Annotated in this window: 21 protein-coding genes and 1 riboswitch; of the genes, 3 read left to right on the plus strand and 18 right to left on the minus strand. The window is 72.6% G+C overall.

Annotated elements, in window-relative coordinates; all coding sequences use genetic code 11:
• The first annotated feature begins 99 nt into the window (after positions 1-99).
• Complete coding sequence (gene pip / locus NMK34_RS16120; protein WP_318334091.1) at positions 100-1,050, plus strand: prolyl aminopeptidase; 951 nt, start codon at positions 100-102, stop codon at positions 1,048-1,050.
• Between the two features lie 63 nt (positions 1,051-1,113).
• Here pip and NMK34_RS16125 read toward each other — a convergent pair whose 3' ends face one another.
• On the minus strand, positions 1,114-2,307 hold the full coding sequence (locus NMK34_RS16125; protein ID WP_318334092.1) for a chorismate-binding protein: 1,194 nt from the start codon (positions 2,305-2,307) through the stop codon (positions 1,114-1,116).
• A 123-nt stretch (positions 2,308-2,430) separates the two neighbouring features.
• Between NMK34_RS16125 and NMK34_RS16130 the strand changes: the two genes are divergently transcribed.
• Positions 2,431-2,631 (plus strand): DUF5999 family protein, encoded by a 201-nt coding sequence (locus tag NMK34_RS16130; protein ID WP_013286363.1) that lies wholly within the window; start codon positions 2,431-2,433, stop codon positions 2,629-2,631.
• A gap of 94 nt (positions 2,632-2,725) precedes the next feature.
• On the opposite strand, the gene gcvP is transcribed toward NMK34_RS16130, so the two are convergent.
• Both gcvP and NMK34_RS16140 read right to left on the minus strand, forming a co-directional pair.
• On the minus strand, positions 2,726-5,548 hold the full coding sequence (gene gcvP / locus NMK34_RS16135; RefSeq protein ID WP_318334093.1) for an aminomethyl-transferring glycine dehydrogenase: 2,823 nt from the start codon (positions 5,546-5,548) through the stop codon (positions 2,726-2,728).
• Positions 5,549-5,621: 73 nt separating this feature from the next.
• Positions 5,622-5,712, minus strand: a riboswitch (glycine riboswitch).
• A 57-nt stretch (positions 5,713-5,769) separates the two neighbouring features.
• Positions 5,770-6,612: an NAD-dependent protein deacetylase gene (locus tag NMK34_RS16140; RefSeq protein ID WP_318334094.1), complete on the minus strand. Its 843-nt coding sequence runs from the start codon at positions 6,610-6,612 to the stop codon at positions 5,770-5,772.
• A 165-nt stretch (positions 6,613-6,777) separates the two neighbouring features.
• Here NMK34_RS16140 and NMK34_RS16145 point away from each other — a divergent pair, with 165 nt between their 5' ends.
• The gene (locus NMK34_RS16145; RefSeq protein ID WP_318334095.1) at positions 6,778-7,434 is read left to right on the plus strand and encodes an NAD(P)H-binding protein; all 657 of its coding nucleotides are present in this window, start codon (positions 6,778-6,780) and stop codon (positions 7,432-7,434) included.
• 50 nt (positions 7,435-7,484) lie between these two features.
• On the opposite strand, the gene NMK34_RS16150 is transcribed toward NMK34_RS16145, so the two are convergent.
• The 15 genes from NMK34_RS16150 to NMK34_RS16220 all read right to left on the minus strand — a co-directional run bounded on the left by NMK34_RS16150 (position 7,485) and on the right by NMK34_RS16220 (position 19,165).
• Positions 7,485-8,165, minus strand: a complete 681-nt coding sequence (locus NMK34_RS16150) for a DivIVA domain-containing protein (protein WP_135240198.1) — start codon at positions 8,163-8,165, stop codon at positions 7,485-7,487.
• Complete coding sequence (locus tag NMK34_RS16155) at positions 8,162-9,328, minus strand: globin domain-containing protein (RefSeq protein ID WP_318334096.1); 1,167 nt, start codon at positions 9,326-9,328, stop codon at positions 8,162-8,164. The genes NMK34_RS16150 and NMK34_RS16155 overlap by 4 nt, the downstream gene beginning before the upstream one ends.
• Positions 9,329-9,330: 2 nt before the next feature.
• Positions 9,331-9,720: a group I truncated hemoglobin gene (locus tag NMK34_RS16160; RefSeq protein ID WP_194803355.1), complete on the minus strand. Its 390-nt coding sequence runs from the start codon at positions 9,718-9,720 to the stop codon at positions 9,331-9,333.
• Between the two features lie 435 nt (positions 9,721-10,155).
• Complete coding sequence (locus NMK34_RS16165) at positions 10,156-10,749, minus strand: MerR family transcriptional regulator (RefSeq protein WP_318334097.1); 594 nt, start codon at positions 10,747-10,749, stop codon at positions 10,156-10,158.
• Between the two features lie 144 nt (positions 10,750-10,893).
• Positions 10,894-11,358 carry a bifunctional nuclease family protein gene (locus NMK34_RS16170; protein WP_174527870.1) on the minus strand — a complete coding sequence of 155 codons (465 nt, stop codon included), beginning with the start codon at positions 11,356-11,358 and terminating at the stop codon, positions 10,894-10,896.
• A 209-nt stretch (positions 11,359-11,567) separates the two neighbouring features.
• Entirely contained in the window at positions 11,568-12,269 is a 702-nt protein-coding gene (locus NMK34_RS16175) for a MerR family transcriptional regulator (RefSeq protein ID WP_318334098.1), read from the minus strand.
• Positions 12,270-12,319: 50 nt separating this feature from the next.
• Positions 12,320-12,772: an FHA domain-containing protein gene (locus tag NMK34_RS16180; RefSeq protein ID WP_007071101.1), complete on the minus strand. Its 453-nt coding sequence runs from the start codon at positions 12,770-12,772 to the stop codon at positions 12,320-12,322.
• Between the two features lie 216 nt (positions 12,773-12,988).
• Positions 12,989-13,369 carry a glycine cleavage system protein GcvH gene (gene gcvH, locus NMK34_RS16185; protein WP_135240202.1) on the minus strand — a complete coding sequence of 127 codons (381 nt, stop codon included), beginning with the start codon at positions 13,367-13,369 and terminating at the stop codon, positions 12,989-12,991.
• A 54-nt stretch (positions 13,370-13,423) separates the two neighbouring features.
• Positions 13,424-14,356 carry a DUF881 domain-containing protein gene (locus NMK34_RS16190; RefSeq protein WP_318334099.1) on the minus strand — a complete coding sequence of 311 codons (933 nt, stop codon included), beginning with the start codon at positions 14,354-14,356 and terminating at the stop codon, positions 13,424-13,426.
• 10 nt (positions 14,357-14,366) lie between these two features.
• Positions 14,367-14,699 carry a small basic family protein gene (locus tag NMK34_RS16195; protein WP_007071104.1) on the minus strand — a complete coding sequence of 111 codons (333 nt, stop codon included), beginning with the start codon at positions 14,697-14,699 and terminating at the stop codon, positions 14,367-14,369.
• Entirely contained in the window at positions 14,696-15,670 is a 975-nt protein-coding gene (locus NMK34_RS16200) for a DUF881 domain-containing protein (RefSeq protein WP_318334100.1), read from the minus strand. The genes NMK34_RS16195 and NMK34_RS16200 overlap by 4 nt, the downstream gene beginning before the upstream one ends.
• Positions 15,667-16,305: a CDP-alcohol phosphatidyltransferase family protein gene (locus NMK34_RS16205; RefSeq protein WP_402806276.1), complete on the minus strand. Its 639-nt coding sequence runs from the start codon at positions 16,303-16,305 to the stop codon at positions 15,667-15,669. Before NMK34_RS16205 ends, NMK34_RS16200 begins: the two co-directional genes overlap by 4 nt.
• A gap of 307 nt (positions 16,306-16,612) precedes the next feature.
• Positions 16,613-17,083: a MarR family transcriptional regulator gene (locus tag NMK34_RS16210; protein WP_318334101.1), complete on the minus strand. Its 471-nt coding sequence runs from the start codon at positions 17,081-17,083 to the stop codon at positions 16,613-16,615.
• Between the two features lie 48 nt (positions 17,084-17,131).
• Positions 17,132-18,319 (minus strand): GAF domain-containing SpoIIE family protein phosphatase, encoded by a 1,188-nt coding sequence (locus tag NMK34_RS16215; protein ID WP_318334102.1) that lies wholly within the window; start codon positions 18,317-18,319, stop codon positions 17,132-17,134.
• Positions 18,320-18,418: 99 nt separating this feature from the next.
• Entirely contained in the window at positions 18,419-19,165 is a 747-nt protein-coding gene (locus NMK34_RS16220) for an SAM-dependent methyltransferase (protein ID WP_318334103.1), read from the minus strand.
• Positions 19,166-19,268 lie beyond the last annotated feature (103 nt).

The raw sequence follows: 19,268 nt of genomic DNA on the forward strand, positions 1-19,268 counted from the left end.
GCCCGGAAGGCTATCCGTTGCTTACCTCTGCGTGGGGGTCACCCGCCGGGACGGCAGGGCTCGTAGGGTGTGCGGACACCGTCGCAGGGAGGCCGCCGTATGTATCCGCCGATCGAGCCGTACGCGCAGGGGATGCTGGACGTCGGGGACGGGCAGCGCGTGTACTGGGAGACGTGCGGCAACCCGGCCGGCCGGCCGGCGCTGGTGGTGCACGGCGGGCCGGGTTCGGGTGCGGGCGCGTCGTGGCGGCGGCTGTTCGACCCGGCCGCGTACCGGATCGTGTTGTTCGACCAGCGTGGCTGTGGGCGCAGCACTCCCCCGGCGTCGGATCCGTCGACCGACCTGTCGGTGAACACCACCGGGCATCTGCTGGCCGACATGGAGGTGCTGCGCGCGCATCTGGGGATCGACAGGTGGCTGCTGTGCGGCGCCTCGTGGGGGTCGTCGCTGGCACTGGCGTACGCGCAGCGGCACCCGGATCGGGTGAGCGCGCTGGTGTTGTTCAGCGTGGTCGCCAACACCGACCGGGAGATCGTGTGGTTGACCCGGGACATGGGCCGGGTGTTCCCGCAGGAGTGGGCGCGGTTCCGTGACGGGGTGCCGGAGGCCGACCGTGACGGTGACCTGTCGGCGGCGTACGCGCGGCTGGTGAACGACCCGGACCCGGCGGTGCGGGAACGGGCGGCGCGGGACTGGTGTGACTGGGAGGACGTGCACGTGTCGCTCGCGGGCGGGTTCGCGCCGGATCCGCGGTTCGCCGATCCGGTGTTCCGGTACGGGTTCGCCCGGCTGGTGACGCACTACTTCACGAACCGGGGTTTCCAGCCGGACGGGCAGGTGCTGCGCGACGCGTACCGGCTGGCGGGCATTCCGGGGGTGCTGGTGCAGGGCCGGTTGGACGTCAGCGGCCCGCCGGACATCGCGTGGCAGCTGACCCGGGACTGGCCTGACGCGCGGCTGGAGATCGTGGAGTCCGGCGGGCACGGCGGCGGGCACGGCATCAGCGAGCGGGTCGTCGCCGCCCTCGACGAGTTCGCCGCCGCCGGCTGAGCGCGCCGCGCACGACCGCTACCGCCCAGCAGAGCCGCCGCGAAAAGGCCGGGCGCCGAGCCGTCAGCCGGCGAGCAGGGCGCGGATCGGGGCGGCCTTGGCGGCGGCCTCGGCGACCTCGGCGGCCGGGTCGCTGTCCCAGGTGATGCCTCCCCCGGCCCACAGGTGCAGCAGGTTCCCGTCGGCGGCGGCGGTGCGGATGGTGAGGCCCAGGTCGAGGCGGTCGGGGCCGACCCAGCCGAGCGCGCCCATGCTCGCGCCGCGACCGACCGGCTCCAGCGCGCCGATGTGCGCCAGGGCGGCGTGTTTGGGTGCGCCGGTGACCGAGCCGCCGGGGCAGACGGCGCGCAGCAGGTCGGCCAGGCCGAGGCCGTCGGCGGGCGCCGCCGACACCGTGGACTCCGCCTGCCACAGGTCACACCAGCGGCGTACGGCGAACAGCTCGTCGACGCGCACCGAGCCGGTGCGGGCGATGCGGGCGAGGTCGTTGCGTTCCAGGTCGACGATCATGACGTGTTCGGCGCGTTCCTTGGCCGAGGCGAGCAGGTCGCGGCGTCCGGCGGCCGTGGCCGGGCGGGTGCCCTTGATGGGGCGGGTGACCAGCCGGCCGTGTTCGACGGCGATGAGGGTCTCCGGGGAGGCGCAGCCGAGTGCCCAGCCGGGGCCGTGCAGGGTGCCGCCGTAGCGGGCACCTGGTAGCGCGGCGAGGCGGGCCAGCGCGGTGCGCGGGTCGCCGGTGTAGCCGGCGGCGGCGTGGCCGACGATGTTGACCTGGTAGACGTCGCCGCGGGCGATGGCGGCGCGGACCGCGCCGACGGCGTCGGCGTGCGCGGCCGGGGTCCAGCTGTCCCGCCAGTCGCCGAGCCGCCACGGCTCCGGGGCCGGTGGCCGGGGCGCGGCCGGGCGGCCGGTGTGGTGGTAGACGACCACGACCAGGTCGGGCAGCGCCGGCGCGGGGCTGGGCGCGCCGGGCGACACGCCGATGGCGTACGCGCCGGCGGCGGCGGACAGATACAGCGCGGCACCGCACACCGCGGCGTCCGGGTCGTGGCGGCCGGGCCGGGTGAGGTCGTCGCGGTCGATGCCGTGTGCGGCGAGGAAGCGTTGGGCCAGGTCGGCGGGGTCGCCGCCGTCGCCGATTCGCCAGTAAAGCCGAGCGGTCTCGACGATTCGGCGGCGGCATCCGGGCGGGGCGCCGGGTGCATCGACCTCCACCTGTGGGAGCGCTTCCACGACGTCCGGGCCGTTACGGGTCATCCGTTCAGCCCATTCTGGGTGAACAAGACGCATCCTTGCTCGTTGCCGCTCAGTTTTCCTTGGTACTGTGCGTCACTGGTCATGTGAACCATGACACAGTGCCCCCACAGTCCGGAGAACCCGATGTGTCAGCACCAGCCCACCTGCCCCTCCGCCGACGCGACCGACCGAGAGGCCGCCCGCGTCCTCGCCTGCTTCCCTGAGCAGGGCTGGAGCCTGCTCTGCAACGGTGTCATCGTCTTCGAGGACACCGGTGAGCTGCTCCCCGACGGGCGCACCATCGCCCCGCACCGGGGTCCGGCCCGCCACGCCCTCGTCGCCTGAGCGATCACGCAGCGTCAGTGAGCGTACGCGCCGGCCATGACCGTCCGGCGCGCCGGCCGGGGCGGCGAGAGCCCACCGCCCCGGCGTCAGCCGCTCAGTCCTCGAACGCCTCCGGCGCGGGGCACGAGCAGACCAGGTTCCGGTCGCCGTACGCGCCGTCGATGCGCCGCACCGGTGGCCAGTAGCGGCCCGCCCGGTCCACACCCGCCGGGTAGGCGCCCACCGACCGCGGGTACGGGTGCGGCCACTCGTCGGCCGACACCATCGCCGCCGTGTGTGGCGCGTTGGACAGCGGGTTGTCCCCCGCCGGCCACTCCCCCGAGCCGACCTTGTCGATCTCCGCCCGGATCGCGATCATCGCGTCGCAGAAGCGGTCCAGCTCGGCCAGATCCTCGCTCTCGGTCGGCTCCACCATCAGCGTCCCGGCCACCGGGAACGACATCGTCGGCGCGTGGAAGCCGTAGTCGATCAGCCGCTTCGCCACGTCGTCGACGCTCACACCGGTGGCCTTGGTCAACGGCCGCAGGTCCAGGATGCACTCGTGCGCGACCAGGCCCTTGTTGCCGGCGTACAGCACCGGGAAGTGCGCCCGCAGCCGCGCCGCCACATAGTTCGCGGCCAGGACGGCCACGCCGGTGGCGCGGGCCAGCCCGCCGGCGCCCATCATCCGCAGGTACGCCCACGGGATCGGCAGGATCCCCGCCGACCCGTGGTTCGCCGCCGAGATCGCCGGCCGCCCGTCGGCGCGCGCGCCGAGCGGGTCACCGGGCAGGAACGGCGCCAGGTGCGAACGCACCGCCACCGGGCCCACGCCGGGGCCGCCGCCGCCGTGCGGGATGCAGAACGTCTTGTGCAGGTTCAGGTGCGACACGTCCGCCCCGAACCGGCCCGGCTTGGCGAACCCGACCAGCGCGTTGAGGTTCGCGCCGTCGACGTACACCTGACCGCCCGCGTCGTGGACCTTCGCGCACAGCTGGGCGATGCCGGTCTCGTACACGCCGTGCGTCGACGGGTACGTCACCATGATCGCGGCGAGCGCGTCCCGGTGCTTGTCGATCTTCGCGTCGAGGTCGACCAGGTCGACGTTGCCGTCGGCGTCGCAGCCGACCACCACGACCCGCATGCCGGCCATGACGGCGGACGCGGCGTTGGTGCCGTGCGCCGACGACGGGATCAGGCACACGTCCCGGTGGGCCTCGCCGCGCTCCCGGTGGTAGCCGCGGATCGCCAGCAGCCCGGCCAGCTCACCCTGCGACCCGGCGTTCGGCTGCACGCTGACCGCGTCGTAGCCGGTGACCTCGGCCAGCCAGCCCTCCAGCTGCGCGATCAGCTCCCGGTACCCGGCGGTCTGCGCGTCCGGCGCGAACGGGTGCAGGTGCGCGAACTCCGGCCAGGTGATCGGTTCCATCTCGGTGGTGGCGTTGAGCTTCATCGTGCACGACCCCAGCGGGATCATGCCGCGGTCCAGCGCGTAGTCGAAGTCGGCCAGGCGGCGCAGGTAGCGCAGCATCGCCGTCTCCGAGTGGTGGCTGTGGAACACCGGGTGGGTGAGGAAGTCCGACGTGCGGGCCAGCCCGTCCGGCAGGGCCGTATCGGTGTCGCCGTCGAACCCGTCGACGCCGAACGCCGCCCACACCGCCTGAAGGTGCGCGGGCGTGGTGGTCTCGTCGCAGGAGATGCCGACCCGGTCGGCGTCGGCCAGACGCAGGTTCACGTTACGCTCGGCGGCGGCGGCCACCACCTCGGCGGCGCGGCCCGGCACGATCGCGGTGACGGTGTCGAAGAACGCGACGTCCGCGACCTCGACGCCGCCGGCGCGCAGCCCGGCCGCGAGCCGCGCCGCCGCCTCGTGGGTACGCCGGGCGATGGCGCGCAGCCCGTCCGGGCCGTGGTAGACGGCGTACATGCCGGCCATCACCGCGAGGAGCACCTGGGCGGTGCAGATGTTGCTTGTCGCCTTCTCCCGGCGGATGTGCTGCTCGCGGGTCTGCAACGCCAGCCGGTACGCCGGGTTCCCGTCGGCGTCGCGGGACACCCCGACCAGGCGGCCGGGCAGCATCCGCTCCAGGCCCGAGCGCACCGCCAGGTAACCGGCGTGCGGCCCGCCGAAGCCCATCGGCACGCCGAAGCGCTGGGTGGTGCCGGCGGCGATGTCGGCGCCGATCTCGCCCGGCGGGCGCAGCAGCGTCAACGCCAGCAGGTCCGCCGCGACCGTCACCAGCGCGCCCACGCCGTGCGCCGCCTCGACCAGCGCCCGATGGTCACGGACCGCCCCGGACGCGCCCGGGTACTGCAGGTGCAGACCGAAGAACTCCGCCGGCAACTCGTCGCGCTCGACGTCGATCACGCGCACCTCGATGCCGAGCGGCTCGGCCCGGCCGGCGATCACCGCGACGGTCTGCGGCAGCGCGTCGGCGTCGACCACGTACACCGGGCTCTTGCTCTTGGACGCGCGGCGGGCGAGCGTCATCGCCTCGGCCGCGGCGGTGCCCTCGTCGAGCATCGAGGCGTTCGCCGTGGCCAACCCGGTCAGGTCGGTGACCATGGTCTGGAAGTTCAGCAGCGCCTCCAGCCGGCCCTGGCTGATCTCCGGCTGGTACGGCGTGTACGCGGTGTACCAGGCGGGGTTCTCCAGCACGTTGCGGCGGATCACCGCCGGGGTGTGCGTGCCGTGGTACCCGAGGCCGATCATGGACACGGCGACGGTGTTGCGCGACGCGAGGGCGCGCAGCTCGGCGATGGCCTCCCGCTCGCCGGCCGGGGCGGGCAGGTCGAGGGTGCCGTGCCAGCGGATCACCTCGGGGATCGCCGCGTCCATCAGCTCGTCGACGGAGCCGTAACCGACGGTGTCCAGCATCCGGCGTTCGTCGTCGCGGCCGGGGCCGATGTGCCGGTCGGCGAACTGCTCTGCGGTCATGCGCTGCGCTCCTTGGTGGGGCGAGGTCGACGGGTCGGCCTCCCCCTGAGTCGCGCTGACGCGCTCCACAGCGCCTGCCCACGTGGTCCTTTTGCCTGAGAGGTTCCGGGGAGAATCTGCCCCTTCGGCGCCGTCGGGTCGACGGTCTCTCCCACGTGGGTGGTACCGGCACCCCCAACGCTACCAGCGGGCGTGTTTCCGGCTCATGTCCCGGGGGTTGATCACACCGGCGCCGGAGCCGCCGCGCACCGGTCGGCCAGCGCGCACAGGGTGGCGCCCAGCGGGGCGTCCAGGCGCAGCGCGGCGTACCCGTCGCCGCGGGTGACGCCCTGGTTGACGATCGCCACCGGGATGCCGTGGCGGGCCGCCCGCAGCACGAACCGCCGGCCCGACATCACCGTCAACGACGAGCCGAGCACCAGCAGCGCCCGGGCCCGCTCGACGAGCGCGAAACAGTCCGCGACACGCGGGGCGGGGACCGTCTCGCCGAAGAACACCACGTCCGGTTTCAACATGCCGGTGCCGCAGAGCGCGCAGTCGACGGTGCGGAACCCGGTCACCGCCTCGTCGGGCAGATCCACGTCACCGTCGGGGTTGACGCGCGCCACCCGGGCGTCGAAACCCGGATTCGCCTCGGACAGGCGCCGGTGCAGCTCGTCGCGGCCCGTGGCGTTGCCGCAGTCCAGGCACGTCACCTCGTCGAGGCGGCCGTGCAGTTCGATCACACCGGTGGCGCCGGCGGCGGTGTGCAGCCCGTCGACGTTCTGCGTGATGATCCCGCCGAGCAGCCCGGCGTTCTGCAGCCGCGCCACCGCCCGGTGCCCGTCGTTGGGCACCGCCCGGGCGATGGTCTGCCAGCCCAGGTGGCTGCGCGCCCAGTACCGACGCCGGGCCAGCGGATCACGGGTGAAATCCTGGTACGTCATCGGGGTGTGCCGGCGCGCCGCGCCGCTGGGCCCCCGGTAGTCCGGGATGCCCGACTCGGTGGACAGGCCCGCGCCGCTGAGCACCACCACGTCCCCGGCGGCCACCAGCCGCGTCAACTCCTCGAACGCCTCACTCACCCGTCCATGGTCCCTCGCCGCGCCGCTCGCTGCCCCTCCCCGCCCACCCCACTTCGTCGATCATGAGGTCGGCGGTCGTCCGGGCCGGCGTGCCGGGCCGCCAACCTCATGATCGACGAAGCCGGTCGCCCGGCGGCGGGCGGTGTACCGGGCTAGGTTGAGCCCATGCGCGTCGTCATCGCCGGAGGGCACGGAAAGATCGCCAAACTGCTGGAGCGGGAACTGGCCGGACGCGGAGACACCGCGCTCGGGCTGATCCGCAACCCCGACCACGCCGCCGCGCTACGCGCCGCCGGCGCCGAACCGGTCGTGTGCGACCTGGAACACACCGACGCCGGCACCCTCGCCGCCCACCTGGCCGGCGCCGACGCAGTCGTGTTCGCCGCCGGCGCCGGACCCGGCAGCGGCGCCGGCCGCAAGGACACCGTCGACCGCGGCGCCGCCGTGCTGCTCGCCGACGCCGCCACCCGCGCCGGAGTACGCCGCTACCTGCTGGTCTCCTCCATGGGCGTGGACGCCGCACCGGCTGAAGGCACCGACGACGTGTGGGCGGCGTACCTGCGGGCCAAGAAGGCCGCCGAGGACGACGTCACCGCGCGGGACCTCGACGTGACGGTGCTGGGGCCCGGCCGCCTCACCGACGACGAACCCGGCGGCCGGATCACCCTGGCCCGGCACGTCGAACCCGGCGCGATCAGCCGCGCCGACGTGGCCCGGGTGCTGCTCGCCCTGCTGTACGCCCCGGCCACCGCCGGGCACACCCTGGAACTCGTCGGCGGGGACACCCCCATCGCCGACGCGATCGCCGCCGTCACCGCCTGACACCCGCCGGCGCGTCCCGGCCCGCGATCACGCGCGGGCCGGGACACCGCTCAACGCTGGTGCCGCGACAACGCCGGCTGCGGCGCGGCCCCGCCGCCCTGCGGCAACTCCCGCGCGATGCGCTCCATCGTGCGTGACAACTGCTCACTGCCGTCGTCGAGGTGCCGGGCCGCCGCCTGCATGTGCGAGATCATCATCTCGCCGAAGATCCGCAACGCCTCACGCGTCGCCACCGAGTCGTCGAAGCCGCTCCCGGCCGCGCTGCGGTACTCCGTCACCGCCCGCTCGGCCTCCCGCTTCGCCTCCTCCGCCGCCGCCCGCATGTAACTCTCATACTGGGTACGGGCGTACTCGGCGACCCGGCGCGCGTAGTCGTGGGCCTGCGCGATGATCTGCTCGGCCTCCCGCTGCGCCGCCGACAACAGGTTGACCTCCTTCGCCGCCGGCGCCACCGCCGCCTCCGTGCTCGGGATCACCCCGTGCCGGTGCAGCTCCAGATGGTCGTTGAGCCGCTCGTTCTCCGCCCGCAGGTTCGCCACCTGCGCCGCCAGCAGATCCAGCTCGTCGGCCACCTGCAACCGGAACCGGTCCACATCGGTCTGGTCATAGCCGCGGCGGGTGAACGCCGCCGACCCGAACTCCCACCGACGCACCCGGTCCGAGGTCAACCGCACCTGCACCGGACCGGACACCTGCTGCGCGTCGTAACTGCTGATCGGACCCGCGCTCACCGGTTCACCTCCGACTCGTCAGCCCCCGTCATCGTCCGCCACGCCGGGCCGTACCAGTGCTTGCCGTAACCCTCGTGATGCACCTGACCCGGCTGGAACCCGGCACCGGTCAACGCCGCCACCGAATGACCCACCATCTCGTCCGAGCCGCACACGTACACGTGCCGCGACCGCCAGTCCCCGTCGGCCAGCACCCGGTCGGCGATACGCACCGACTCACCCGGCCGGGCCGGATCCGCACCGGCCACGTACGACACCCGCAGCCACGGATGCGTCGCCGCCAGCTTGTCGATCGCCTCGCTGTCGTAGAACTCCATCCGCGACCGGGCACCCACGTACAGGTCCACCCGCCGCCCCGAACCCTCCGCCGCGACCTGCTCCACCAGCGCCTTCACCGGCGCCCAGCCGGTACCACCGGCGAGCAGCAGCAGATCCGACGCCCCGGCCCGCCACAACGTCAACCGGTCCCCCACCGGCGACGCCAGGTGGATCTGGTCACCGGCCGCGCACCCGTACACCAGACGCGACGACACCACACCACCCGGCGCGGCCCGCACGTGCAACTCCACCGTGCCGTCCGGCCGCGGCGCGTTCGCCGGCGAGTAGTACCGCCACGACCGCACCGCCGGATGCGACACCCCGATCGACTGGCCGGGCGTGAACGGCAGCAGATACTGCGGGCGTACGGTCAGCACCGCCACGTCGAACGTGCGCTGCTCGTGCGTCAGCACCTCCGCCACCCACCACGGCGGCGACTTCGACTCCGCGGCCTGCGCGCCCTCGGTCATCACCTGCGCCACCAGCCCGTACGCGGCGGCCCAGTCGGCGGCCAGCTCCTCGGTCCACGCGTCGCCGCAGAAATGCCGCAACGTCGCCAGCAACGCCTCACCGACCGCCGGGTAGTGCTCGGCGCGCACCGCGAACTTCCGGTGATCCGCGCCGAGATCCCGCAGGAACCCGACCAGCCGGTCCACCTGGTCCACGTGGGACACCACATGCCCCAGCGCGGCCACCAGACGGTCCCGCTGCCCGGCCATGTTCGTGGGGAACATCTGCCGGGTCTCCGGATGTGCCAGGAACAGCGTCGAATAGAAGTAGAGCGGCACTTGGTCGCCGTGCCCGGCGACCAGGGACCAGCTCTGCTTGAGCCGTGCGACGTCCACGCTCAGGCGTCCCCCGCCGACACGACCTGCTCCCGCACCTGCCCGAGCACGACCTGCACGTCGGCGATCACGTCCGCCGGCACACCCAGCTCCACCAGCGTCGCGGTCAGGTGCTCACCGACCTTCGCGTAGTGCTCACCGGTGATGTTCAGCGGCTGGTGCGCCTCGTCCAGGCCACGGCCCGCGTACTCGTTGGGGCCGCCGAGCACCACCGCCAGCATGAGCGCCAGGTGCCGCCGCTGCTCCACCATGTCCACGTCGGCGAAGTAGCCGGCCAGATCCGGATCGGCCAGCACCTTGTCGTAGAACAGCTCCACCGCGGCCTTCACCGCGGCCGCGCCACCGATGCGCTCGTAGTGGGAGATCGGGGTGGTCTCGCTCGTCACCGTCATGCTCGGTCCTTCCACCAGGGGTCCGCGGGCAGCGCCGCGGCAGGGGTTCGCCGTCCGGCGCGGCGTCACACAGCGTTCCACCGTGACGTCGACACGCCGACGACCGGAACGGACCATAGCGCGCTCGCCGGCACAGTTCACGACCGCCCTGTGCCGATCCCGAGAACTGTCAATCACGGACAGTGAACGACGCGGCGCGAATCGGTGGACGCACCGCATCCGGCCGGACACGAGCCGTCAACATGGACGACGTACCGTCCTTTTCGGACATCCCGTGCGCACGTGCCGTGACCTGCGGCGACTCACACCCGCCCCGGTGGGCACCGTCCACCCGCCCCGGTCCGCGGGAAAGAACCACACCCCGTCACCAGAACACGAATCGCGCCACACCCTTTTCGGGCGCGGCGCGATCCCGTCAACGAGACGCGACGCAGGTCACCCGGCCCGGCGCCGCGCCCGGCGCGCCGCCAGCTCGTCACCCACCGACTCCGAGTCCGACTCCGGCTCCACCGCCGGCACGGCCGGCTCCTGCCCGCCCACCGGCTCCGCCGGCAGATGCGACAACGAACCCTGGATCTCCTTGAACGCACCACCGATCGCGATGCCGAACACGCCCTGGCCGCCCTGCAACAGATCGACCACCTCCTCCGGCGACCGGCACTCGTACACAGTCGTCCCGTCGGAGATCAACGTGATGCCCGCCAGATCGTCCACCCCACGCGACCGCAACGCCTCGATCGCCTTACGGATGTTCTGCAACGACACCCCGGCGTCCAGCAGCCGCTTCACGACCTTCAACACCACCAGGTCGCGGAACGAGTACAACCGCGACGTCCCCGAACCCGACGCGTCGCGCACACTCGGCACCACCAGCGCCGTACGCGCCCAGTAGTCGAGCTGCCGGTAACTGATCCCCACCGCCGAACACGCGGTCACACCCCGGTAGCCGACCTCGCCGTCACCGGCCGGATCGGGCCCCACACCCGCCTGCTGTTCCACACCCGGACCAGGATCCCGCGGCTCGTGCATCGGACCAACCTCCCCGCGCCCGTGGCGGTGCCGCGTCGATTCCCCGTACGCGCACCACTCGACACGGCAACCCTAACGCCGCCCCCCGCACTTCACCCGCAGGAGACACCGCGACACGCCGCGCCACCACCCGGGCGGGACACCTCAACCCGCGAAGTCCTCCGGACGCACCTGATCCAGGAACTCCCGGAACTTCTCGACCTCGTCCTCCTGCTCGTCCGGGATCACGATCCCCGCCTCGCTGAGGACCTGCTCCGCACAACGAATCGGAGCACCCACCCGCAACGCCAACGCGATGGAGTCACTCGGCCGCGCCGACACCCGGACACCGTCACCGAGCAGCAGATCCGCGTAGAACACGTTCTCCTTCAACTCGGTGATCTCCACCGCCCGCAACGGCGCCTGCAACGCCGTCAGCACATCCCGCAGAAGATCGTGCGTCAACGGCCGGGCCGGCTTGACCCCCTGCTGCTCGTAAGCGATCGCCGTCGCCTCGACCGCGCCGATCCAGATCGGCAGATAGCGGTCCCCCTCGACCTCCCGCAGCAGGACGATCGGCTGGTTGCTGGGCAACTCCACCCGAACTCCGACCACGCTCAGCTCGCGCACCGCCGCCTCCGTGTCGTCGTCACCTTGCACCGCGCCCTTCCCTGCACGGTACACGGACCAGGACACGGGAGTCCCACGCGCTACGTGCACCACGCCTCGCCGGACGGGCATACCCCGGCAAGCCTACGACACGCTCCGCGCACCAGATCTTTCCGCGCCGACAGACGACGAGGGGCCGGGCGCACACGCACCCGGCCCCTCGCACCGACTCACCGGCCCAGCGTCGACCGCAGCCCCACCCGCACCAACGCCGCGTGCAACCGCTGCGACAACGCCACCAACTCCCGCGCCGTCTCCGCCGCCCGAGCCCGCGCCGCCGGATCGCTCTGCCGCGCCAACGGCGCCACCAACTGCGCGAACAACCCGACCTCACGATCCGCCGCCGACCGGTACGCCCGCAGATGCCGAGGCTCCAGCCCGTACGCCGCCAGACCCGCCACCGCACTCGCGATGATCAACGCATCCGCGTCGTACCACCCCGGCGGATCCGACACCAGCACACCCAGCCGCTCCAACTCCGCGAGCGTCGACTCGTCCACACCACTACGAGCGATCAGACCCGCCCGGTCCAGCCGCACCTCCGACGACTCGACCGACTCCACCGGCTCCCGGCCCGGAACCTCACCACCCGGACCCACAGCCACCAGATTCGGCCGCCCCCGCCCCGGCGACGGACCAGACCCGTCCCACTGGGCCAACTGCTCCCGGATCACCCGCAACGGCAGGTACTGATCCCGCTGCGCGGTCAACACGAACCGCAACCGCGCCACATCGTCCCAGCCGTACTTCCGATAACCCGCCGGCGTCCGCTGCGGCTCCACCAGGCCCTCGGCCTCCAGGAACCGCAACTTCGAGATCGTGACGTCCGGAAACTCCGGCCGCAACTGCGCCAGCACCTCGCCGATACTCATCAGCGCAGGCGCCCGCGCCGCCCCGGACGGCGTCGAAGCCGCAGGCTCGTTCACCCCCGGCCGGCCTCCTCCTCCGGGCGCGGACCGGCGATGAACACCACCCGGAACTTGCCGATCTGCACCTCGTCACCGTTGCTCAACGTCGCCGCCTCGACCCGCTCACGATTCACGTACGTGCCGTTCAGGCTGCCCACATCCCGCACCGTGAACGTCCCACCGTCACGGTGGAACTCCGCGTGCCGCCGCGACACCGTCACGTCGTCGAGGAAGATGTCACTGTCCGGATGCCGCCCACTCGTCGTCACATCGTGGTCCAACAGGAACCGGGCACCCGCATTCGGACCCCGGCGAACCACCAGCAACGCCATACCCGGCGGCAACGAACCGGACATCCGGCTCGGCACCACATCGGTGTCCGGGCCCTCCAGCACTTCGTCGAGCGAGCCGAGATTGAGCGTCGAAGTGACGTCGAGCGGGGGGAACTCGTCGTCTGGGCGCGTCATGGGACCACCTCACGGATCTGTTCGGTCGGCGTCAGGGAATGGCGGGTCTGGCCGCCGGGCAACACCACACCCGGCGGCTGGCTCCCCGTGCCCGGGAAGGCGCATTCCGCAACGCTCAAACTATTGGTTCTCGGTCGACTGGGCGAGCCTAGCCAGCGCCGAAATGCAGGGCAACCGGACGCGCGGAACCTCGCCGCCGCCCGGAACAGCACGAACTCAGCTCTCGGTGAGCTCGCGGTACGCATCAGCGGTCAGCAGACCCTCGACCGCCGCCGGATCATCCGGAGTGATCTCCACCAACCACCCCGCACCGTACGGATCCGTGTTGATCACCTCAGGGGTGTCGGCCAACGCCTCGTTGCGCGCCGTCACCGTGCCACTCAGCGGCGCGTAGATCTCCGACACGCTCTTCGTCGACTCGATCTCGCCCAGCGACTCACCAGCCGCCACCACCGCACCGGCGTCCGGCAGCTGCACGAACACGATGTCACCCAGGGCGTCCTGCGCGAAGTGCGTGATACCGACGCGGACGACACCACCGTCACCACCGACCACCCACTCGTGCTCGGCGGTGTACCGCAGATCCTCAGGAATCACCAACTGCGTCCTTCGTCATCGGTGCACCGGAGAAACCGGCGCGGCCGCGACCGGTCACGAGACCGGCCGGGCGTGGTCCAGCTTGATCGGCGCGTGCAGCTGCGAAACCTCCACAACCTCACGATCCTCGGAGGTCACGTTACCGCCGGCCTTCCCCACCGATGCGACCACCCCGCCGGGAATGTTCAACGCCGTACGCATCGTCGCCGGATCACCGATCACCATGATCGTGAACGGACCCGTCAACCGCCGCCCGTCCACCACCAGCGCACCGTCCGGCCCGTCCACGAAATACGTCGACGCGATGATCCGCGCCGCCGTACCGTCCGCGCCCTGGATCTGCATCGCCTCCGCGCCCGCACCCCGCAGCTCCTGCACCGCATCCAGGATCCCCGCCGACGACACCGCCTCGGCCGGCCCCGAGAATCGCACCTCAAGACCCGGACCCACCGCCGGCAACGTCCCCGCCAGAATGCCCAGCTCGTCCGCCCGCCGCGTCGCCTCCTCCAGCGCCGCCTGCCGGCCCTGCTCACCCGACCGCAGCTGCCGCTGGCTCTCCTCCAGCAACTCGATCTCCTGGCGCAGCCGCCGCTCCCGCGAATCCAGATCCGACGAGATCCGCACCAGGTCCTCCTCCCGCGCCGCCGCGAGCGTCGGATCCGTCGACGTCGTCTTGAACTGCACCACCAGCGTGAAACCCAGCAACGCCAGCAACACCGCGATCATCGCGCCCGCCGACGAGAACCGCCGCGCCACCGACGACCCACCCGCCGCCGCACCCGGCTCCGGCTCGGACTCCGGCACCGCCTCCCGCTCCGCGGGCTCCACCGCCTCGTCCGGCACCGGCTCCGCCGGCGCCAACGGGCTCAACTCGTCCGGATCGGGCGCGTCCGGGCGCGGATCCGGCTCACCCGCCGGACCCGACGGCCGCGCCGGCTCCCCCGGCCGCGGCCACCCGGTACCCGTCTCCCTGTGTTCCTCGCTCATCGCCACAAACCTACGCCCGGAACAGGTGCCGGCGGATCGCCGCCACGTTTCCGAAGATGCGCACCCCGAGCACGACCACCACACCCGTGGACAACTGACCGCCCACGCCCAACTGGTCACCCAGGTACACGATCAGACCCGCCACCAGCACGTTCGAGATGAACGACACCACGAACTGCTTGTCGTCGAAGATCCGGTCCAGCTTCGCCCGCACCCCGCCGAACACCGCGTCCAACGCGGCCACCACAGCGATCGGCAGATACGGCTGCAACGCCGCCGGCACCGTGGGGTCCAGATACACCCCGAGCACCACACCGGCGAGCAACGCCAGCACCGCGATCATCGGCCACCTCCCGAAGGGCTGGAAGAACCACCCGGGCCGGACGACCCGGGACTCGGCGAACCGGCGGTACCCGAACCCGACGGGCGCGCACCCGCACTCGCGCTCGGACCCGGGGTCGCCGGAGGCTCGGCGTAGCGTAGCCGCGGCTGCGGCGCCGCCGGCAGGGTGAGGTCACCGACCCGCTTCACCCCGAACGACAGACCCGTCTTCCGCGCCACCTCACGCATCAACGCCGCCGCCCGGCTCTCGTCGAACCGGTCCCGCATCGACCGAGGCCCGATCGCCTGCACCTCGTACGGGCCCGTCACCGGCCGGTAGTCCACCAGGATCGCCTCACCCGCCGAACGGATCGTCGACGTCGCCGTCAACCGCTGGCCGTTCACCGCCACCGCCTCGGCACCCGACGCCCACAACGCGTTCGCGACCTTCTGCAGATCCGAATACAGCACCCGCGACGGACCCGCGTCCCCGGTCGTCACACCGTCCTGGTCCGCCGCCGCGTCGGCCAGCCGCACCACCACGCCGTCCCCGCGCACCCGGGCCAGGCCGGTGCCCGCCTCCAGCGTGCGCAACCGGGACGCCTGCGAACCGCTCAACGTCGCGTCCCGCTGCCGGCTGACATCCTCACGCAACTGCTCGGCGCGCTCGGTCAACCGGTCCGTCTCCGCCTCACGCCCCTTGATCTCCGCGACCAGGCCCGCCCGCGCCGTCGCGCGGCTCGGCTCCTCCGCCATCGTCTCCCGGTACGCCACCGCGAACAGGAACCCGATCAGCGCCAGCACCAGCAGGCTCACCGGCCGGCCGAGCACCTCCCGCACCCGCGACATCGAGCCCGTCGCCCGGCGCTCCGCCGCGTCCCGGTACCCCGGGTCCAGCGGATTGCGGAACAGTTCGGTCAGGAAGTCCGGCGCGTACACCCGGTTCGAGGGGTCGCGTTCGTTCTGCCCGTCCCGTGGCGGCGAGGTGGTCATGCCGGTGCCTCCGTACGCCGGGCCCGCATGGCTCGCACGAGACGGCTCGCCTGCACCACGTACATCGCGCCGGCGACCCAGTAGAGGACCAGGCCCCACCAGGCCAGCCCCCAGCCGATCGCGCCGGCCGCGGTGCCGGCGTCCGGCACGGCGTCTGCGAGCAGCAGGATCGGGAACGCCGCGAGCAGCAGGAACGTCGCGGTCTTGCCGACGTAGTGCACCGGCGGCGGGCCGTAGCCGTAGCGGCGCAGCACCCCGAGGGACACCAGCAGCAGCAGTTCCCGGGCCAGCAGCGCCCCGGTGAACTGCCAGGGCACCACCTCGCGGGCGGTGAAGGCGAGCAGCGTGGCGAGGATGTAGAGGCGGTCGGCGAGCGGGTCGAGCAGCTCACCGAGCCGGCTCACCTGGCCCAGGCGGCGGGCGATCCAGCCGTCCACCCAGTCGCTGGTGCCGCCCACGGCGAGCACCGCGATGGCGGCGACGTCGGCCCGGACCACGAGGAACAGGTAGAGGAAGATCGGCACGCCGACGAGCCGGACGAAGCTGATCAGGTTGGGCAGCGTGAGGACGCGGTCTCCCACCACCGTGGCGGTCCCGGAATCCGGTTGCTCCGCTGGAGCCGGCCGACGCGACACCGAACCCTCCCTTCGCAGCACGGTCCGGCAGCCGGATGAACGGCCGCTGGAGGGACGTGCGCGTTGCCGGCCGGTCAGACGCCGGCGCCCTCTGTGATCCCGGGCTGGGACCTCCCCGACGCGGCCCGTCCTCGTGGTGATCACGGGCCGCCCAGTTGCGCTGCCACTATATCGGGCTCGCCCTTCTCCCCCGGATGCCCGCTGCGCCGTTGCTCAGTGGTGTCACGGTGTCGGCCGTCACAACCGCTAAGGCATCCTAGGACACTAGTCGAGCGGTGGAAGGCAGGACGGACGGCGGTGCGAGAGGTCAGGCGGTGCGGGCGGTCGAGTCCGAGCCGGCCTGCGGGGCGGTGGCCGTCGCGGCCTGGCTGAACGCCACCAGCGCCAGCAGCAGCTCGTGCTGCACCCGGTGGGGCATCCGGTCGAGCACAGCCTGCACCGCCCGGTGGCGTCTCTCCTGGAGGTCGCGCAGCAGCGTGTCGGCGGCAGCGGTCGGGATCAGCCGCACCTCCCGCCGGTCGCGCGGGTCGGCCACCCGGCGCAGCAGGCCGACCGCCTCCAGGCGGTCGCAGAGCCGGCTCGCCGACGACGGGACCACGTCCAGCAGCTCGGCCAGCCGGTTCACGTTGGTGTCCGGATGCGACACGATCAGCGACAGTACCCGCAACTGGGTGGGCGAGACGCTGACGGTGTGCCGGGAGGTCGCGGAGTCGAGCACACCGATGAGCGCCTCCGCAGCCGACTCGATGGCCGCGGCAAGATTCGGAGGTCGCTCCACTCGCTGTCCCCTGCGATCGTCCCGCTCGTGTTCGCTCCGCCGGCCCGCTCACTGCCCCGTCACGTCGTCGGACCGGCTGGAGCGGCGCCAGTCCAGGCAGACGACGACCGCGTCGTCACGGAGATCCGCGTCGGCATGGTACGCATGCAGTTCGCGCATCACCGTACCAACTGCCTCGGTCGCCGGCTGCAGCCGAGTCGACCGCATCGCGCGCGCCATCGCCCGGACACCGTACGGCTCCTGCTCGTCGGGCTCCGCCGCGTACACGCCGTCGCTGACCACGAAGAGGCGATCGCCCGGCTCCAGAGTGAACTCCTGCACGTCGTAGCGCGTCTCGGCGAACATGCCCAGCGGCAGCTGCTGCTCCAGCGCGATCGGTGTGACGCGTCCCCCGCGCAGCCGCAGCAGTTGCGGCGAACCGGCGTCGACCGCGCGCATCACGCCCCGGCGGCTGTCCAGCTCGAGCAACAGCGTGGCCACGTGCCGGCTCCCCCGGTGCTGGTAGTAGATGGTGTCCGAGGCCAGCTCCGCCTGCTCGACCAGGCTCCCGCCGGAACGCCGGGCGTTGCGCATCGCGTTCACCGTCATCGCCGTGAGCATCGACGCGGCCAGCCCGCTGCCGGTGCCGTTGAGCACGGTGAGGGTGAGGCGGTCGCCGTCCACCGACCAGTCGAAGTGGTCACCGCCCACCGTGTACGCCGGTTCGAGCTGCCCGGCGAGCAGCGCGTCACCGATCCGTACGCTGCGCCCCGGCAACAGGTCCCACTGCATCTCGGCGGCCATGCTCAGCCGCTCCCGCCGCCGGGCGCGCCGGTAGCGGTCGGTCTCCCGGTCCGCCGCGCGGATCGCCACGGCCAGCTCACCGGCGGCGTCGCGGGCGGCCTCCACAGTGGCCGGGTCCGGATCGCCGGGCAGCTCCACCATCAGCACGCCGAGCCGCTCCCCCCACACCGACAACGGCAGGTAGGCGCGGCAGCGGCCCTCCTCGACGATGTCCAGCACCGGCTCCTGGCTGCTGAAACAGCGCTGCGCGACGCTGTGGGCCAGCAGCGGGCCGCCGTCGGGCACGTCCGGGTCGAGCACCGGCCAGAGTCCGCTGGCGCGGTAGTCGGCGACGAACACCTCCGCCCGCGCGGCCCCGAGCGTCTGGCGCAGCACCGCGTCCGCGGTCTCCGCCAGCTGGTCGGGTGGCGCCGTGCGCAGGGCACGCGACACCGATCCGGACGCCTCCGGCATGCTCATCCTCCGATGACGACTATTGCTACAGAGCAAACATCATACGAAGGCCCCCCGACGGCGAACGCCCCGCCTCGGCCGGGTGTGACAGGGACCGGCTCAGCGGGCCGGGCGCACCGCCAGCGCGCCGTGGAACGCGTCCGGCACCGGCTCGGGCTCACCGGCCGGCCGCCACCGCGCCACCGGCACGATGCCGTCGCCGGTCGGCTGCCAGCGGCCCAGCAGCGGCGCGAACCGCTCCGGCGCCCGCATCCGGAACGCCGGACCCATCATGGCCAACGCCTCCGGGTGCCCGGCCAGCTCCTCGGTGTCGAAGTCGATCGCCAGCCGGCTGCCCGGCGCCACCGCCTGGTACAGCTCGTCGAGCGTACGGGCCAGCGTGTCGTCGTCCAGGAACGCCGCCAGCCCGAGGAAGATCACACCCACCGGCCGTCTCCCCCAGCCCGGCACGAACCGGTGCAGCTGCGCCCGGTCGACGGACCCGATGTCGGTGGCGTCGCCGTAGCCGTACCCGGCCCGGTCGCTGCCGTCGAGCAGGCTCCGGCCCAGCCGGACCGTCTCCGGGTCCACGTCGGTGTAGAGGACCGTCGCCTCCGGTGCGACCTCGTGCACGTTGCCGCAGGTGGGCACGCCCGCGCCGAAGACCAGGAAGCCGTCGATCCCGTCGGCCGTCATGGCCCGCACGGTGCGGCCGAGGAATCCGCGCAGCGACCGGAAGATCTCCGCGCAGGGCCCGTACGCCGCCTCGAACGCGGCGGCCGCGGCGACGTCGACCGGGCGGTGGTGCCGGCCGCCGAGCCAATAGTCGATCATGCGGGCGGTGCTCGGTCCGTCCGGCTGATCCATCGACGGGGCTCCCTCCCCTGGGCGCTGCACGCCAGCGTACCCACCGGGCGACCCCGGCGGTATCGCCCCGGGCCGGCCGTCCGGGCCGCGATACTGGCCGCGG

The sequence above is a fragment of the Micromonospora sp. BRA006-A genome (assembly GCF_033433935.1).
In the GTDB taxonomy this organism is placed as follows: Bacteria; Actinomycetota; Actinomycetes; order Mycobacteriales; family Micromonosporaceae; genus Micromonospora; species Micromonospora aurantiaca.

Coding starts and splice junctions, on each gene's coding strand:
- pip (WP_318334091.1), top strand. CDS start 100: ATGTATCCGCCGATCGAGCCGTACGCGCAGGGGATGCTGGACGTCGGG.
- NMK34_RS16125 (WP_318334092.1), bottom strand. CDS start 2,307: ATGACCCGTAACGGCCCGGACGTCGTGGAAGCGCTCCCACAGGTGGAG.
- NMK34_RS16130 (WP_013286363.1), top strand. CDS start 2,431: ATGTGTCAGCACCAGCCCACCTGCCCCTCCGCCGACGCGACCGACCGA.
- gcvP (WP_318334093.1), bottom strand. CDS start 5,548: ATGACCGCAGAGCAGTTCGCCGACCGGCACATCGGCCCCGGCCGCGAC.
- NMK34_RS16145 (WP_318334095.1), top strand. CDS start 6,778: ATGCGCGTCGTCATCGCCGGAGGGCACGGAAAGATCGCCAAACTGCTG.
- NMK34_RS16160 (WP_194803355.1), bottom strand. CDS start 9,720: ATGACGGTGACGAGCGAGACCACCCCGATCTCCCACTACGAGCGCATC.
- NMK34_RS16165 (WP_318334097.1), bottom strand. CDS start 10,749: ATGCACGAGCCGCGGGATCCTGGTCCGGGTGTGGAACAGCAGGCGGGT.
- NMK34_RS16175 (WP_318334098.1), bottom strand. CDS start 12,269: ATGAGTATCGGCGAGGTGCTGGCGCAGTTGCGGCCGGAGTTTCCGGAC.
- NMK34_RS16180 (WP_007071101.1), bottom strand. CDS start 12,772: ATGACGCGCCCAGACGACGAGTTCCCCCCGCTCGACGTCACTTCGACG.
- NMK34_RS16190 (WP_318334099.1), bottom strand. CDS start 14,356: ATGAGCGAGGAACACAGGGAGACGGGTACCGGGTGGCCGCGGCCGGGG.
- NMK34_RS16195 (WP_007071104.1), bottom strand. CDS start 14,699: ATGATCGCGGTGCTGGCGTTGCTCGCCGGTGTGGTGCTCGGGGTGTAT.
- NMK34_RS16200 (WP_318334100.1), bottom strand. CDS start 15,670: ATGACCACCTCGCCGCCACGGGACGGGCAGAACGAACGCGACCCCTCG.
- NMK34_RS16215 (WP_318334102.1), bottom strand. CDS start 18,319: ATGCCGGAGGCGTCCGGATCGGTGTCGCGTGCCCTGCGCACGGCGCCA.
- NMK34_RS16220 (WP_318334103.1), bottom strand. CDS start 19,165: ATGGATCAGCCGGACGGACCGAGCACCGCCCGCATGATCGACTATTGG.